Here is a 17,214-nt window from a genome sequence, read left to right on the forward strand (position 1 = left end):
GGGAGCGGTTCGCGTGATAACGACAGACTTGGCGCAAAAGTGCTAGCGCGCCCAGATTCCGCCGGAATCTGCTTAGGCGAGTAATTGATACATTTTGGGCGGGTTGAGACAGCGCCAGTTCCGGCGGCGGTAAGGGCCAGGAACTCAATATTCCTTTTCGTAGAATATGCCGCCCTTGGCCTCGCCGCCATCGTTGGCCTCGCCGCGCAGCTTGACGCCGCGTCCCACATTGAGGTCGATCGTCGCCTTGCCCGATCCTGGCCTGTCGCCTTTCTGGATCGTCACATAGGTGCGGTCATTGAGGTACTTGCCCGCCGACACGGCGGTGCCGCCCTGGTCATCGGTGGTCACATCCAGGTCATCGACGCCGATTGCACTGCGCAGGTTTTCGAGCAGCGAGGTGGAGCCGCCGACGCCGGCCAGTTGGCCGGCGGCCTCGGCCAACTGCGCGATCTGAAGCGGCGACAGGTTCGACATAGAGCGGCCGAAAATCAGCTGCGCCAGCACCTCGTCCTCGGGCAGCGCCGGCACCGATGAGAAGTCGAATTTCGGATTGGTCGCTTCGCCCGAGACGACGATGGTGACGGTGGCGCTGGTCGTGGTCGATGTCGCGGTCAAGTTGAGGTAGGGCACCAGCGAGCCCGAAAAGCCGACCGTGCCTTCGGTAAAGGTCAGCCGCTTGCCGAGGATCGACAGCCGCCCACGCTGCAAGGTGAAGGTGCCGACCGCCTGCGGCGAAGCCGCCGGGCCGGTCAGCCTCAGCGAACCGCCGAACTCGGCATCGACACCCCTGCCCTGGATGAAGATCTGGTTCGGCGCATTGACCGTGACGTCGAGGACAAGTCCACTGCCGCCACCCCCGCTGGCCGCCGCCGGTCGCAAGGCCTTGTCCTGCGCCCGCACGGAGGCGGGCGCGTTCTTGTGCTTGACACCGAGCGCTGCCAGCGAGCCCGGCAGCTTATCGGGAACGGTGATGACGGTCTTGGCCAGGTTGACGGTGCCCGAAATCACCGGCGCAGAGGTGAGCGGCCCCTTGATGGTCAGGTCGCCGCCGAGATTGGCTGTCACCACCCTGCCGTCGGTATAGCGGCCGTCAACCAGCTTGATCGACAAATCGGCTGGGAAACCTTGCGCCGGATTGATGCCGAGGGTGCCGGAGGCCGACAGGCTGCCGCGTGTCGACAGCGTGCCGGTCAGCCGGTTGATCCGGGCAACGCCATTGCCGATCGAAATGTCGGCGGCAATGTCGTTGACGGCAAGGCCGGAACGCGCGTCGACCAGGCGGGCGCCCGACGTGCTGACCGTGCCGCCGATCACCGGCGACGCCGCCGGGCCGCGCATCTGGATATTGACGTTGGCGGTGCCGCTGAGCGACAGCCCTTGCGCCGCAAGCTTGGCGGCCAGGAAGGAAAATGGCACCTTGCCGTTGAAGTCGAGCACCAGCGCTGGTGTGCCGGCCGTCGTCACCGTACCGCCGCCCTTGAGGCCAAGCCCGGCGCCGTCGCTGATGTCGGCGTTGAAGGTGAGCTTCTTGCCGGCGAATGTTCCCGACGAAGAGATATTCATGCCGCCAAGACCGGCGCTGCGCGTCTGCGAGGTCTGCACCCCACCAGCATCGATATCGAAAGCGACAGCCGGATTGCCCGGCGCGCCGGTTACCTTGACTGTTCCCGAAATCGAACCGGCGGCCTGGAGGCCCGGCGAAAAACTGTTGGCCAGCGAAGCCGGCACCTTCGACAGCGCGGCACTGATGTCGAGTGCCTGCCCGACCTTGCCGGTCACCGTCGCCGTGCCGCCACCGAGATTGAGCACCAGCTTGTCCAGCGTCGTGGTGCCGTTGGCGATGCTGACGGCCGAGGCCTGGGCGATGGCCGCCTTGATGCCCTGCACCGTGGCCTGGCCGGAAGCGAGTTCGATGGTGGTGGTGCCGCCAGCCACCTTTATCCTGCCCGCAGCCCTCGCCGGAATGCCCTTGACGGTGGCGCCGCCGGAAAACCCGGTCCAGTCGCCGTCGCGCTTCAAATCGACATCGATGCCGCTGATGGCGGTGCCGCCGGAAATGACGCTGTCGGCGCGAATCTTGCCCGAGATGACCGGCGCGGCGAGATAGTTGGCGACCAGCGCATCGATCGACACCGTCTTCGCCTGCAGGTCGCCGCGCGTGATCGAAGCGGTCGCAGCCTTGACGGCGACGTTCGGGCCATCCGCGGTCTTGGAGAATGCAATAGTGCCGCGCACATCGCCTTCGGCCTTTTCCAGCGCCAGCGCCGCCAGCGGTCCGATATCGGGCAGGTCGAGCGCGATGGTGCCGACCGGCACGAAAGCCTCGTCGAGCGCAAGGTCGCCGGAAATCCTATTCTTGCCGAGTGACAGCAGCAGGCCGTTGATGGCGCTCTTGCCGTCGGCAGTCGCCAGCACCGCGCTGCCTTGCAGTGCCTGCCCCGCGACATTGCCGGTCAGTTGCACATTGGCTGCCGGGTTCGCGGCATCGGCCTTGCCGGTCGCAATCAGCTTAAGTCCGGTGATTTCGCGTTCCGCCACCAGCAGGCGGTCGCTGTTGACCGTCAGCGACAGGTCCGGCGCCAGGCTGGGCCCCTGCGCGTTGAGTGCAAAGCTGATCGCGCCTTTGGCATCTTTCGACAACAGCGAGATGTCGGCCAGTGCACCCTTGATATGTGCGCTAAGCTTGTTGTCGGCGAGGCTGGCCTGACCGTCCGCGGTCAGTGCGCCCGACGCCAGCGTGACCGGATTGGCGCTGACATTGCCATTGGCATCCCGCTTCAGCGTGGCGCTGAGCTGCGTGCGCTCTGCCAGCACGCTGCGCGCCGCCGCCGGCAACGCCGCCGACAGCACGTCGGCGTTGAGGTTGAGGTCGATTGCTCCATCGGCAAAGCCGACACGGCCATTGAAGGCGCTGCCCAGCGCATCGCCCTGCACCGAGCCGCTGTCGATGGTGATCGCATCGGCCGCCAGGCTGCCCGCGACCTTGGCGGTGACTTTGCCGGCGATCAGCGGTGCGATGGTCGGATTGTCCAGACCGATCTTGTCCGCCGTCATCGTGCCCGAGATCGGCCCGGTGCGGCTTCTCACATCGAACGCGTCGGAATGCAGCGCCAGCGAGATGCCCTCGACCTTGGTGAAATTCGTCGCCACCGACGGCAACACCGCCGAGATATCGAGCTTGGCTTGCGCAGCCTGCCCCGCCGCCTTCACAGACAGCGCCTGCAGTTCGAGCTTGATCGGGCCTTCCACGCTCCCGAACGCCAGCGGCAGGCTCGGACCGGAAGAGGTCAGGTCGAGCGCGAAATCGCTGGCGCCGTTCGGGTTGAGGGTGCCGGCCGCGTTGCCGGAGATTTTCTCACCCGAAAGCGTCGCCTGGTCGAGCACGACGCCGCCGGCCGCGGAATAGCTGCCGGCCGCATCGACATCGAGCGGCCCGAGCCCGGCCTGACGGGTCTGGCTGGTCTCGGCGCCGGCCAGCTTTGCATCGAAGTGGATGTCGGGATTTGCCGATGGCCCGGTGATTTGCGCCGTGCCGTCGAGCGTGCCCCCGGCATCGAGGCCGGGTGAAAAGCCATTGGCAAGCGCAGCCGGCAGCGCCGAGAAGGTCGCCGCCAGATCGAGCGTCTGGCCCGCCGTGCCCGACAGCGTCACCGAGCCACCGCCGAGATCGACTACCAGCCTTTGAATGTTGGTTATGCCATCGGCAATGGTCAGGCTCGACGGCTCGGCGATCGCCACCTTGATGCCGCGCACCGTCGCCTCGCCGGACGCGATCTCGACGCTGGTCGCGCCGCCGGCAATCTTCGCCCGCCCGGCAGCTGTCGCCGGAATGCCTGATATGGTTGCGCCGCCGGTGAAATTCGTCCAGTCGCCGTCACGCTTGAGGTCGACGCCGATGCCACTGACGACGGTCGTTCCCGAGGTCACGCTCTCGGCCTTGATCCTGCCGGAGATCGCAGGGCTGTTGAGATAGTTGGCGATCAGTGCGCTGACGGTGACTGCCTTGGCTGCCACATCACCGCGCGCGATCGACACGCTGGCTGCATTGATGGTGACAGTGGGAGCCTCGCCGTCTTTGGCGAACACCACGGTGCCGCCGATATCGCCGGCCGCCGTCTGCCCGGCCAGCGACGCCAGCGGCGCGATATCGGGGGCGGAGATCGTCAGCGTCCCCAGCGGCAGGAATTTTTCATCGAGCGTGAGGTCGCCCGACACCTTGTTGTCGCCCAGCGCTACGCTGAGCCCCTTGATGGAGCGCTTGCCATCGCTCGTCACCAGCGCCGCCTTGATGGCGAGCGGCTGTTCGTCGACCGCGCCGGTCAGCGAGATATCTGCGGCCGGGCTCACAATGTCAGCCTTGCCCGATGCGGTCAGCTTGATGTCCTTGACCGTGCGGCCGGAGGCCGTCAGGCTGGCACTGTCGGCCGAAACCGAGAAATCCGGTGCGTTGCGCGCGCCGCTTGCCGTCAGCGCGAAATCGACCCCGCCGGCGACCGGCACGCCGACCAGCGAAGACAGCACCGAGACGTCGCCGAGCTTGCCCTTGATGTCGGCCTGGATATCGCTGCCTTGCGCGCTGGCGGTGCCGCTGGCGCTCAGCGAACCGGAAGTGAGTTCGATCGAGTTGGCGGCGAAAGAGCCCTGCGGATCGCGCGTCGCGGTCGCCGAGAATTTGACCCGTTCGCCAAGCAGCGAACTGATCTGCGGCGGCAGCGCCGTCGACACAGCATCGGCATTCATCTTGAGCGTCATGGCGAGATCGGCCAGCGTCACCTTAGCCGTCAGCCCGGCATTGAGAGCATCGCTGCGCAGCGTGCCTTCGTCGAGGGAAATCTCGTCCCTGCTGATCGAACCGGCAAGAGAGGCCGTCAGCTTGCCGGTGATCAGCGGCGCCAGCGTCGCCACGTCGGTCTTCAGCCCGGCGGCCGCCAGACTTACACTGACCGGGCCGCTGCGGCTCTCGATGTCGAAACCGTCGGAATGGATCTTCGCATCCAGATTGTTCACCTGAGAGCCGCCCGCCACCACCGACACCAGTGAAGCGCTGGCGTCAATCATCGGCGCCTTGCCGTCACCGAAGGCGCGCGCGGTCACATTGTTGATGGCCACCATGATCGGCTGCGCCTGGGTACCGACATTGACCGTGACCGGCTTGGCTTTGGCCACGAGTTCGACCGAAAGGTCGCTGGCGCCCTTGGGGTCGACCATGCCGGCAGCGGTACCATGAACTGCGTCGCTCTCGATCGCAGCGCGCTCGATGTCGACGCCGCCGGTCGCGGTCGCGGTGCCGGCTAGGTCGAAGCTGGTCTTGCCGGCAAACAGCGACTTGAACCGTTCCGGCAGGAAGCCTTCGAACGAACCGTCGCCCTTGGCCTCGATCCGGTTGCCCTTGTCGGTGAGCTGGTGCCGGCCGGTGAGCTGGGTAACGATCTGACCGTCGACCATGAAGGTGCCGATGCCGCTCCAGTTGGCCAGCGGCCCGGTGCCCGAGACGACGATGTTGACCGGCGGCGCGCCGGGTAGCTTGAGCAGGTTGGCGATGATGCCGCCGGCCGGCTCGGAAGCCTTGAGATCGAGGTCGAGCTTGTTTTCATCCGGCGCGAAGTGGATGTTGGCGTCGACATTGCCTTGCTTGCCGTCATGGCGGGTAACGTTGAGCACCGTCTGGATCGCCAGCGGCGACGCATCGACCTTGGCCGATCCCTTGGCCGCAAGTTCGGCAATGCCGCTGCCGGCAAGTTGCTGGCCGAGCGCGATCTCCGGCAAATCGATCGCTCTGATATCAAGCGAAACCGGCAGGCCGGTCGACCCGCTCTTGCTCGGCTCGGTGCTCGCCATAGGCAGCCGTGCCAGTTCTATCCGTTCGGCCGCTATGCGGTCGGCGCTGAAATTCTTCGACAACAGCGCCAGCGGCGACCAGTCGACGGCCACCTTGCGGGCCACCAGCCAGGCGCCCTCGCGGTCTTCCAGCACGACATGGTCGACCGTCAGCGCGCCGGACCAGATACCGTTAATGCCGCTGACCGTGACTTTGCTGTCCCCTGACGAGGCCATGTCAGAGATGATGCCGGCGAGATTTTCGCGGCCGCGCTCGGTCTTGGTCAGCACGACCAACGCGCCGATGCCCGCCGCCGCCACGATCAGCAGCGTGTAGAAAAACAGGCGAAGGATGCGTTTCAAAATCTTCATCGTCAGAACGCCTGTCCGATCCCGGCATAGATGCCGAAACGCGGGTCGCCACGGTCGCGGTTGAGCGGCACGGCGGCGTCGATGCGCAGCGGCCCGAACGGCGTGATGTAGCGCAGGCCAACGCCCGCGCCGACCTTCACGTCTGAAAAGTCCGGCGTCGCTGTGGTCGAGACAGTGCCGGCGTCGACGAACGGCACGATGCCGATCGTGTCGGTCAGAGCAATGCGCATTTCGACCGATGTTTCGAAGAAGGAAAGCCCGCCGATCGGCTGATTGTCGATGTCCTTCGGTCCGATGCCCTGATAGGCATAGCCCCGCACCGAGCCGCCACCGCCGGAATAGAAGCGCCTGTCGGCTGGAACGTTCTGAAGGCCGGTGCCGACGATCGAACCCAGCGCGACGCGTTCGGCAAGCACGAATTTCGAGGCCGTGTCGAGCGACTGATAGGCCGACCCCTCGCCCCTGAGCTTGAGGAAGGCGGCGCCGCTCAGAATGTCGTAACTCGGTTCGGCATAGGCCAGAACCCTGAAGCCGCTGGTCGGGTTGAGCCGGTTGTCCCTGTTGTCGTAGACATATTGCAGCGGAATGCTGGCGATCAGGTATTTGTGCTTGCCGAAAGCGTCGGTGATCCTGGAGTAGTCGAGCGCGATTTCAGCCGAAACCGTCTGCTTCTTGTCGATCTCATAGGACAGGCCGGTGCTGCCCTTGACCGAAAAATGGTCGTAGGCGTCGGGATGTTCGAGTACGGTCTTGACGCTGGCGATGAATTTCGAGGCCGGCCCGACCACCCCCGGCTTCTCGAACATGATGCCGGCATTGTAGTTGAGCTCGCTGAGATCGTTGCTGCCGATGCCGCTGATCTTGCCCTCGATGCGCAGCTTTTCGGCCCGGCCGAACAGATTTCGGTGGCCCCAATAGCCTTCCAGGCCTAGCCCTTCGGTGTTGGAGAAAGTGCCGCCGACGCCGAAATAGCGTGGTTTGCGCTCGCTGACCTGAACGCCGATCGGAATGTTGCCGTCGGGGTCAAGACTGTCGGCTTCCTTCAGCGTCACGCTGTTGAACACTTCGAGCCTCAGCAGCCGGTCGCGGGCATCGTCGATCTCGTCAGGCGAATATTGCCGGCCGCGTTTCAGCCCGGTCATATATTCGGTGAACTCGCGATCGACCTTCTCGGTGCCATCGACGGTGGTGTCGCCATAACCGGCAACCGGCCCGGCGGCCACCGTCAGCGTCACGTCGAGCGTCGAGGTGGTGTGCTCGGCCACGACCTGCCTGTCGGTGATCCGGGCCAGCGGCCGGCCCTCCTGCTTCAGCGCCCGCACGATCAGCGCCTCGGCCTTGAGCACGGCGCCCGAGCCGGCATCGCCGCCGGCTATCAGGCCGAAATCGGCGCTCGCCAGCCCGGCGGCATCGCCCTCCAGCCGAATATTGCCGAGCGTGAATTTGGGCCCGCTCGAGATGCTGATCACCACCGGGATCGGCTGCGGACCCGTAAATTCGGCATCGGGCGGCAAATCGTCCAGCGCCTTGCCCTGGATGGTGATGGTGACGACGCCTTCATAACGGGCGTCGGCATAAAGCGCCGCGACCAGCTGTTCGCGGTCGCTACGCGCCTTGGCCAAAAGGCCGAGCGAGCCGGAAACCGGGCGGTCCTCGTCGGATTTCAGCGACGAGGCGTTTTCGAGCTTCTTAACCAAGTCCTTGTCGGCATTGGGCGCTTCGATGGTCACCGCATAGCGCAGCGGGTCGACGATATCGGCGTCCTCGTCATTCGAAGAGCCCCACAATTTGATGCCGAAGAGCTCAAAGGCGGCCGCCGACCCCGATTCGGTAACGAGCACGGTCGAGCACGCCAACGCCACAATCAGCGCGCGCGAAAGCGTGCGCCGTGGCGCACTTACCTTCGACATCTGCGCTTCATACGCCGGCATCAGGACAACCTAGGTTACAAAACTAAAATTGGAATGAAGTTTTGAAGCGCTCGTAAAGGGGCCACAATCCAATTGTCTGAAATAGGCAGGGCTTGGAATTCACACCTTCTGCGTTTTCGCAAGAAAGCGTGATCCCTTTCCCGTGGATGAACTATCGGCATACCGGTCATTGGCCGGTTTGGGAACCGTTGGCGGGCGGAAACCTGCCCGTCCTCGTGTTGACAAGCTTGACTGAAGCTTGAACATGCCGCGGACGTAGCAGTGTCTGGAGGGTGTTATGGCGATGCGCGCGGCGGCTCGTGGTCTGTCGATCTTGATTCTTCTCATTTTCGCCTGGGGGTCTGTAGCGCAAGCGGCCGAAGCCCGCCGGGTGGTGACCTCAAATAATTCCGACTATTTCGGCTTCGATCTCAGATCGGACCAGAATGTCAGCCTCGATCAGTGCAAGACGACATGCCTCGGCGACCCCGCCTGCCGCGCCTTTACTTACAACAACAAGGCCAAATGGTGCTTCCTAAAATCCGACTATAACCAGTTGAAACCCTTCAGCGGCGCGGTCGCGGGCAAGGTCGTCAATGTCGATGGCGACCCCGATATCGGCGCCCCGCCGGAACTCGCCTTCTTCCCCAACTGGATGGCCGACCAGGCCCAGCAATACCGCAACAAGCTGACCGATCCGGCCTATGACAAGCCGACCGACGGGCTGGAATCACTCCGCGCCGCCGCCGAACAGGCTGCACTGACCGGCGACCATGGCCAGGCCATGAACAAATACGAGGCCGCGGTCTCGGTCCTGCCTGACGACGGCCAGCTTTGGCTCGGTCTGGCGCGTGAAACGCTTGCCATACAGCCGGCCAGCGGCACCTCCGAATCCTACAATCTGCCGGTCAAAGGCACCTCCGCCGCCATCAACGCCTACAAATTGCTGCGCACCACCAAGACCCGCGCCGAAGTGCTGGCGCTGCTCGGCAACGGCCTCGACCGCCGCGATCTCTACCGTCCGGCCCTGCAGGCTTATGAAGCCAGCCTCGCGCTGGTCAGTTCGCCGGCGGTCAAGGCCGAATATGAGGATCTCAAGGCCCGCAAGGGCTTCCGCGTCATCGATCACTCGATCGACGCCGACACCAGCGCGCCGCGCATTTGCGCGCAGTTTTCCGAGGAGCTGGTGAAGACCGGCGTCGACTACGCCCAGTTCGTCACCGTCGACAACCAGCCGCCCAAGGGCGTCGAGGCCAAGGACAAGCAGATCTGCGTCGAAGGCCTGGAGCACGGCCAACATTACGAAGTGACCTTCCGCGCCGGTCTGCCGGCCGCCATTGGCGAGGTCACCGCCGCTCCGGTCGTGCTGTCGATCTATGTGCAGGACCGCGCGCCGTCCGCCCGCTTCACCGGCGACAGCTTCGTGCTGCCCGCCGGCGCCCGCCGCGGCATCCCGGTCGTCACCGTCAACATGAATGCCGCACAGATGAAGCTCTACCGCATCGGCGATCGTTCGCTGGCGCAGCTTCTGTCCGGCTATCAGTTCCTGAAGCAGCTCGACGGCTATGATATCTCCAGCATTTCCGACCAGATGGGTGAGCCGGTCTGGCAGGGCCAGCTCGACATCGCCAACGACCTCAACAAGGACGTCACGACGTCGTTCCCGGTCGACGAAGCTTTGCCGCAGCGCAAGCCCGGCGTCTACGTGCTGACCGCGCAAGCGGTAAACGAAAACGACGAGGACAATTACAATTCGCTTGCCACGCAGTGGTTCGTCGTCTCCGACATCGGCCTGTCGACCTATACCGGCCAGGATGGCCTCAATGTCTTTGCCCGCTCGCTCGGAACCGCCAAGCCGATCGCCGGCGCCGAACTGACGCTGCTGGCCAGGAACAATGAAATCCTCGGCACAGCCACGTCGGACGCCGAAGGCCATGCTGTCTTCAACCCCGGCCTGACGCGCGGCGACGGCGGCATGGTGCCGGCCGTTCTGATGGCCAAGCAGGGCGACAACGATTTCGTCTTCCTCGACATGGGCCGCGCCGGCTTCGATTTGTCCGATCGCGGCGTCGCCGGACGCGCCGCACCGGGCGCGCTCGATGTCTATGCCTGGACCGAACGCGGCATCTACCGCGCCGGCGAGGATGTGCATGTCGCAGCCCTAGCCCGCGACGGCGCCTCCAAAGCGGTGGAAAACCTGCCGCTGACCTTCATCTTCACCCGTCCCGACGGCGTCGAGAACCGCCGCATCGTTGCCGATGGCGTCTCGGCCGGCGGCTATGCCGTCGACCTGCCGCTGGAAGCCAACGCCATGCGCGGCACCTGGACGGTGTCGATCTATACCGATCCCAAGCAGGCGGCCGTTTCCAGCCAGATGTTCCTGGTCGAAGACTTCGTGCCGGATCGCATCGAGTTCGACATGAAGTCCGACAAGCAGGAGATCGCACAGGGCGAAACCGCCAACATCGACATTGACGGCCGCTTCCTCTATGGCGCGCCGGCCGCCGGCCTCGCGCTCGAAGGCGAGCTGACGCTGTCGACGGCGCGCGACTGGGACCGTTTCGCCGGCTATTCGTTCGGCCTTGCCGACGAGCAGTCGGCCGAGCCTTCGGTCACCCCGTTCACCGGTCTGCCGGTGGTCGGCGACGACGGCAAGGCGACCTTCCCGGTCACGGTCGACCAATTGCCCGCGACCACCAAGCTGGTCGACGCCAAGGTCACGGTTCGCATGCGCGAAACCGGCGGCCGCGCCATCGAGCGCTCGCTCAACATCGGCATCCGCCCGCAAGGCCACATGATCGGCATTCGTCCGGATTTCGCCGACAATGAGGTGCCGCAGGGCGGCACCGCCAAATTCAGCCTCATCGCGGTCGATCCCGACGGCAAGCGCGAGACGCTGAAGGGCGCGCAGTGGTCGCTGGTCAAGGTCGAACGCAATTACCAGTGGTATCGCAACAACAACTCGTGGAACTACGAACCGGTCACCTTCACCAAGTCGATCGCCAACGGCCAGGTCGATCTCAGCGCCGATGCCGAGGCGACCGTGACGATGCCGGTCGACTGGGGCCAGTACCGGCTCGAGATCGAGACTGCCGATCCCGAGGGCCCGGCGACCAGCTATGAGTTCGACGCCGGCTGGTATGTCTCCTCGACCTCCACCGAAACGCCTGATGGGCTCGAGATCGCTCTCGACAAGGACAGCTATGCCGTCGGCGACGTGGCCAAGCTGAAGGTGTCGCCGCATTTTGCCGGCGAACTGCTGGTCACCATCGGCGCCGACAAGCTGCTCAAGACCGTCACGGCAACCGTGCCGGCCGGCGGCAGCACGGTCGACATCCCGGTCGGTGACGACTGGGGCGCCGGCGCCTACATCACCGCAACCCTGCTCCGGCCCGGCGATGCGCAGGAAACCCGCATGCCGGCGCGCGCCATCGGCGTAAAATGGCTGACGGTCGACCCGGGCTCGAAAAAGCTCGCGGTTACCCTGACGCCGCCGGACAAGACGATGCCGCGCCAGCAGCTGTCGATCCCGGTTTCGGTCGCCGGCGTAGCGCCGGGCAGCAATGCCTATGTCACGGTCGCTACCGTCGATGTCGGCATTTTGAACCTCACCAACTACAAGGCGCCGGATCCGGAGGGCTGGTATTTCGGCCAGCGCATGCTCGGGCTCGAAGTCCGCGACATCTATGGCCGTCTCATCGACGGCTCGCTCGGCACCAGCGGCAAGCTCAGGACCGGCGGCGACGGCGCCTCGATGCAGCCGCAAGGCAGTCCGCCGACCGAAAAGCTGGTCGCCTTCTTCTCCGGCCCGGTCCAGCTCGACGCCGACGGCAAGGCGAGGATCGACTTCGACATCCCGCAGTTCAACGGCACCGTGCGCGTCATGGCCGTCGCCTGGACCAAGGAGGCCGTCGGCCATGCCACGACCGATGTCATCGTGCGCGATCCGGTGGTGATCACCGCCGGCCTGCCCCGCTTCCTGGCGCCTGGAGATGCAGCGATCATGCGGCTCGATGTCGCCGACACCGACGGTCCGGAGGGCGACTATGCCCTGTCGATCGCCACGACCGGCGACCTCTCGACCGGCGACAAGCCGTTGCCCGAAAAGCTGACTCTCGCCAAGGGCAAGCGCCAGACGCTGACTGTGCCGCTGGTTGCACAGACGGCGGGTAATGCCTCGATCACCATCAAGCTCGCCCATGGCGACGGCACCTCCGTCGAGCAGACGCTGTATGTTCCGGTGCGTCCGGCGCAATTGCCGGTCACCACCCGTCTGGTCGTCGACCTCAAGGGCAATGGCGGCTCGCTGCGCGTCGACAAGGAGCTGCTCGCGGCAAGCCTGCTCGACGGCGCCTCGATCAGCGTCGGCGTTTCTCAGGCTGCCGCATTCGACGTGCCGTCGCTGCTGATGACGCTCGACCGCTACCCCTATGGTTGCGCCGAGCAGACCACCAGCCGCGCCATGCCGCTTCTCTACGTCAACGATCTGGCGTCCGGCGTCGGCATGCAAAGCGATCCCGAACTGCACGACCGCGTTCAGGCGGCCATCTACAAGGTGCTGAGCTACCAGGCTTCGGCCGGCAGCTTCGGCCTGTGGGGTCCGGGCTCCGGCGATCTGTGGCTTGACTCTTACGTCACCGACTTCCTGACCCGGGCGCGCGAGCAGAACTACGACGTGCCGGCCCTGGCGATGAGCCAGGCGCTGAGCAATCTGCAAAACTCGGTCGGTTACGACCAGGACGTCCAGGATCGCGGCAGCGAAATCGCCTACGCGCTCTATGTTCTGGCCCGCAACAAGAAGGCCTCGGTCGGCGATCTGCGCTACTACGCCGACACCAAGCTCGAAGCCTTCTCGAGCCCGATGGCCGTCGCCCAGTTGGCGGCGAGCCTGGCGCTCTACGGCGACGCGCAACGTTCGGAAGCAACCTTCCAGACGGCGCTGCAGCTGGCCAAGTCGACCACCGAGTACGACTACTACCGGTCCGACTATGGCTCGCGGCTGCGTGATGGCGCCGCGATCCTGGCGCTCGCCGCCGAATCGAAGCCGGTGCCGACCATCGTGCCGGAACTGATCCGGCTGGTGGCAAGGGAACGCGCCGATGCCCGCTGGACCAGCACGCAGGACGAATCCTGGATGCTTCTGGCGGCCCGCGCGCTGAAGTCGGGCAACGACTCGATCACGCTCTCGGTCAACGGCGCGCCGCATGCCGGTGGGTATTCCAACCACCTCAGCGGCACCGACATTGCCGACAGCCCGCTGACCATCGCCAACACCGGCGCCACGCCGCTGCAGGCGGTCGTCACCACGGTCGCCTCGCCGGTAGAGCCCTTGCCGGCCGGCGGCGACGGCTTCACCATCGACCGCACCTACTACAAGCTCGATGGCACCGAAGCCAACGTCACCGAGGCGACGCAGAACGAACGCTACGTGGTCGTGCTCAAGGTTTACGAGCAGAACCGCTGGCCTTCGCGCCTGCTGATCACCGACCTGTTGCCGGCCGGCTTCGAGATCGACAATCCGGGCCTTGTCTCCAGCGCCCAATTGTCGAACTTCACCTGGCTGGCGCAAACGGACGCGGCCCATCTCGAATTCCGCGACGACCGTTTCGTCGCGGCATTCAATCCCAATGACGGCGATGGCGACCGCAACATCATGCTGGCCTACGTCGTGCGTGCGGTAACGCCGGGCACCTATGCCCATCCGGCAGCCACGGTGGAGGACATGTACCGGCCGCAATATTCGGCCCGCACCGCCACCGGCATGATGGAGATCAAGGCGCCGTAAGGCGCCTTGACGAAGATGAACACGCCGATGTCCGCGACCATCTCCTTCTCCCCGCTATGCGGAGAGAAGGAGCCGGCAGGCGGATGAAGGGCACCACCATGCTCTCCAGAAAATTTCTCCGTCGAACAGGCATCGCCGCCGCCTCCCTCGTCGGCTTTGCGGCGATCGCTGCCGCTTCTCTCTGGGAGCTCGACCGCGCCTTCCCGCCACCCCTGCCCGAAAAACTCACCGTCTCCACCGAGGTCCAGGACCGCGACGGCCAGCTGTTGCGCGCCTTCGCCACGCCGGACGGTTACTGGCGGCTCGACACTGATCTCGACCAGGTCGACAAGCAGTTCGTCGACATGCTGGTCACCTATGAAGACAAGCGCTTCTGGGACCATGATGGCGTCGATGTGCTGGCGCTGGCGCGCGCCGCCGGCCAGTTCGCCACCAGCGGCCATATCGTCTCCGGCGGCTCGACTTTGTCGATGCAGCTTGCCCGACTGATCGAGCCGCGCGAAAGCCGCAGCCTCGGCTCCAAGATCAAACAGATGCTGCGTGCCATCCAGATCGAGCGGCGCCTGTCCAAGCAGGAGATCCTCGAACGCTACCTGACCTTGGCGCCCTATGGCGGCAATCTCGAAGGCGTGCGCGCCGCCTCGCTCGCCTATTTCGGCAAGGAGCCGAAGCGGCTGACGGTCTCGGAAGCCGCCCTGCTGGTTGCGCTGCCGCAATTGCCGGAAAAGCGCCGGCCCGACCGCAATCTCACCATCGCTCATGCCGCCCGCGACCGCGTGCTGACCCGCATGGTGTCGGCTGACCTGCTTGGCGAGCGCGAGGCCGCGCGCGCAGAGCTCGATGATGTCTCGGGCTTGCGCCGCAAACTGCCGGCGCTGGCGCCGCATGCCGCCTATGCCATGCTTCCCAAGGCCGTACCCGGCAAGCCATTGCAGCTGACGATCCGCAAAAGCGTCCAGCAAGGGCTGGAGCAGGTGGCGCGCGATGCCGCGATCAAGCTTGGTCCGCGCCTCTCCGTCGCCATGGTGATGGCCGATGCCCGCACCGGTGACATCCTCGGCGAAGTCGGCTCTGCCGATTTCTTCGACGCCAGCCGTTCCGGCTGGATCGACATGACCAAGATCGTGCGGTCGCCCGGCTCTACGCTTAAGCCGTTCATCTATGGCCTCGCCTTCGAGCAGGGGCTGGTGGCGCAGGAAATGCTGATCGAGGACAGACCGGTCGATTTCGGCGGCTACCGGCCAAAGAATTTCGACATGGGCTATCAGGGGGATGTCTCGATCCGCCAGGCGCTGCAGCTGTCGCTCAACGTGCCGGCAATCCGCGTGCTCGACTCTGTCGGCCCGGCACGGCTGATGGCGCGCTTCCGCCAGGCCGGCGTCAGCCCGGTGCTACCGGTCAACGAGGCGCCGGGCCTCGCCATCGGCCTCGGAGGCGTCGGCGTAACGCTGCGCGATCTCGTCCAGCTCTATACCGGCCTCGCCAATGGCGGCAAGGCAAACACGCTCCATGACGGCACCGAGCCGGCCAACGACGAGCGCGCCACCGCCACCATCCTTGACGCCCAGGCGAACTGGCAGATCACCGACATATTGTCGGGCGTAAAGCCGCCTGAGGGCGCCTTGCAGCGCGGCATCGCCTACAAGACCGGCACGTCCTACGGCTATCGCGATGCCTGGTCGGTCGGCTTCGACGGCCGCTACGTGCTGGGTGTGTGGGTCGGCCGCGCCGATGCCGGTGCGGTGCCCGGCCTGTCCGGCTATGTCTCGGCCGCCCCCATCCTGTTCGAGGGCTTCGTCCGTTCAGGCCTCACCGCCGTCCCGTTGCCCAGCCAGCCGGCCGGCGTCGTCAAGGCCAGGCGCGAAGACCTGCCGGTGACATTGGCGCGCTTCGGCGCCGGCGCCGACGGACTGGTGCAGGCAGGCCCGACGGAACCGGCGCCAACGATCATTTTCCCGCCCAACGGCGCCCGCGTCGATCTCGCCACCAATTCCGCCGAGGCCTCGCCGCTGGTGCTGAAACTGCAAGGCGGCCGCGCGCCGTTCCGCTGGCTGGCCAATGGCAAGCCGCTCGTCGGCATCGACCGCCGCCGCACCGCGACCTGGCTGCCCGACGGCGCCGGCTATTCGAGGCTCACCGTCATCGACGCCGTGGGACGCGCGGCAAGCGTGAAGGTGTTCGTTGAATAGATGGCGCCAAGCGATTCAGGGGATTGGGCTTCTTCGCCCGAGACCCGGCGCGAGGCACCCCCCTCTGGCCTGCCGGCCATCTCCCCCGCAAGGAGGGAGATTGGCAGCTTCGGCGCCGCGCTCATTCAGCAACGTTGAAAATTGGCGAAAGCCGCAGCGACATCTGATCTCCCCCCTTGCGGGGGAGATGGCCGGCAGGCCAGAGGGGGGTGTGCCGAAGCGCTTGCATCGACGATTGGCCTTAGCCGTATCCATGTTCGTTTCGACTTGCTCCCCCGCCTCCGCCGATCCCGTGCCCGCCGGCTTTGTCCGCCTGGCCGATGTCGATCCCTCGATCCGCCAGGACATCCGCTATGCCGGCCTGGAAAATTTCCTGCATCGCAAGGCCGATGGCTACGACGCCCCAGTCTGCATCCTCACGAAGCAAGCTGCGCAAGCGCTGTCCGGCGTGCAGAAAGCGCTCGCCGCCGACGGCCTAACGCTGGTCGTCTTCGACTGCTACCGCCCGGCCCGCGCCGTTGCCGACATGGGCAAATGGACCAGAGAGGGCGGCCCGCCCGATCCGCAATGGTACCCTCTGGTGCCGCGCGGCGACCTCATCGCCAAGGGCTATATCGGCGAATTGTCCACCCATTCGCGCGGCTCGACCGTCGATGTCGCCATCGCCCGCAGCGACGGCAAGAACAAGTCATCCGCCGCTTGCGGCGCGGCCGGCGCCGGCACGCTCGATTTCGGCACCAGCTTCGACTGTTTCGACCCGGCGAGCGAAACCGCCCATCGCCCATTGGCGGCAGAAGCAGCGGCAAACCGCAAAAAGCTGCTCGACGCCATGCGCGCCGGCGGCTTCAAGAATTATGCGCGCGAGTGGTGGCACTACACGCTTCGGGATGAGCCGTTTCCAAAACTGCGCTTCGATTTTCCCATCACTGCGGGCTGAAGTGCCCGGTGCTACAGCGAGCCTTCCGTCGCTCGGCCTTGCTTCTGCGCTGTCAGCTCCTAGATAGCGTCAAACCGGCCGGATTCGGGTTAGACCAATATGAGGAAAATATTTCCTTCCGAAACCCAATATCGGCGAAAATTTCCTTCGGGGGGACAAAAAATGCAACGTTGAATGCATCTAATTTCTATCAATTCGATA

5 protein-coding genes are annotated in these 17,214 nt (G+C 65.2%); 3 read left to right on the forward strand and 2 right to left on the reverse strand.

Annotation, left to right across the window (positions count from 1 at the left end):
* Positions 1 to 144: 144 nt before the first annotated feature.
* Positions 145 to 6,192: a translocation/assembly module TamB domain-containing protein gene (locus NKI88_RS16285; RefSeq protein WP_352656138.1), complete on the reverse strand. Its 6,048-nt coding sequence runs from the start codon at positions 6,190 to 6,192 to the stop codon at positions 145 to 147.
* A 2-nt stretch (positions 6,193 to 6,194) separates the two neighbouring features.
* Entirely contained in the window at positions 6,195 to 8,123 is a 1,929-nt protein-coding gene (locus NKI88_RS16290; protein WP_352656140.1) for an autotransporter assembly complex protein TamA, read from the reverse strand.
* Positions 8,124 to 8,400: 277 nt separating this feature from the next.
* Between NKI88_RS16290 and NKI88_RS16295 the strand changes: the two genes are divergently transcribed.
* The 3 genes from NKI88_RS16295 to NKI88_RS16305 all read left to right on the forward strand — a co-directional run bounded on the left by NKI88_RS16295 (position 8,401) and on the right by NKI88_RS16305 (position 17,013).
* Positions 8,401 to 13,887 (forward strand): alpha-2-macroglobulin family protein, encoded by a 5,487-nt coding sequence (locus NKI88_RS16295; protein WP_352656142.1) that lies wholly within the window; start codon positions 8,401 to 8,403, stop codon positions 13,885 to 13,887.
* An 83-nt stretch (positions 13,888 to 13,970) separates the two neighbouring features.
* A complete protein-coding gene (gene pbpC, locus NKI88_RS16300; protein WP_352656144.1) occupies positions 13,971 to 16,076 on the forward strand; it encodes a penicillin-binding protein 1C in 2,106 nt (701 codons plus the stop codon).
* 253 nt (positions 16,077 to 16,329) lie between these two features.
* Positions 16,330 to 17,013: a M15 family metallopeptidase gene (locus NKI88_RS16305; RefSeq protein WP_352656146.1), complete on the forward strand. Its 684-nt coding sequence runs from the start codon at positions 16,330 to 16,332 to the stop codon at positions 17,011 to 17,013.
* The last annotated feature ends 201 nt before the right edge of the window (positions 17,014 to 17,214 follow it).

Origin of the sequence: Mesorhizobium sp. M0317 (genome assembly GCF_040321555.1) — a bacterium.
Lineage (GTDB): Bacteria > Pseudomonadota > Alphaproteobacteria > Rhizobiales > Rhizobiaceae > Mesorhizobium.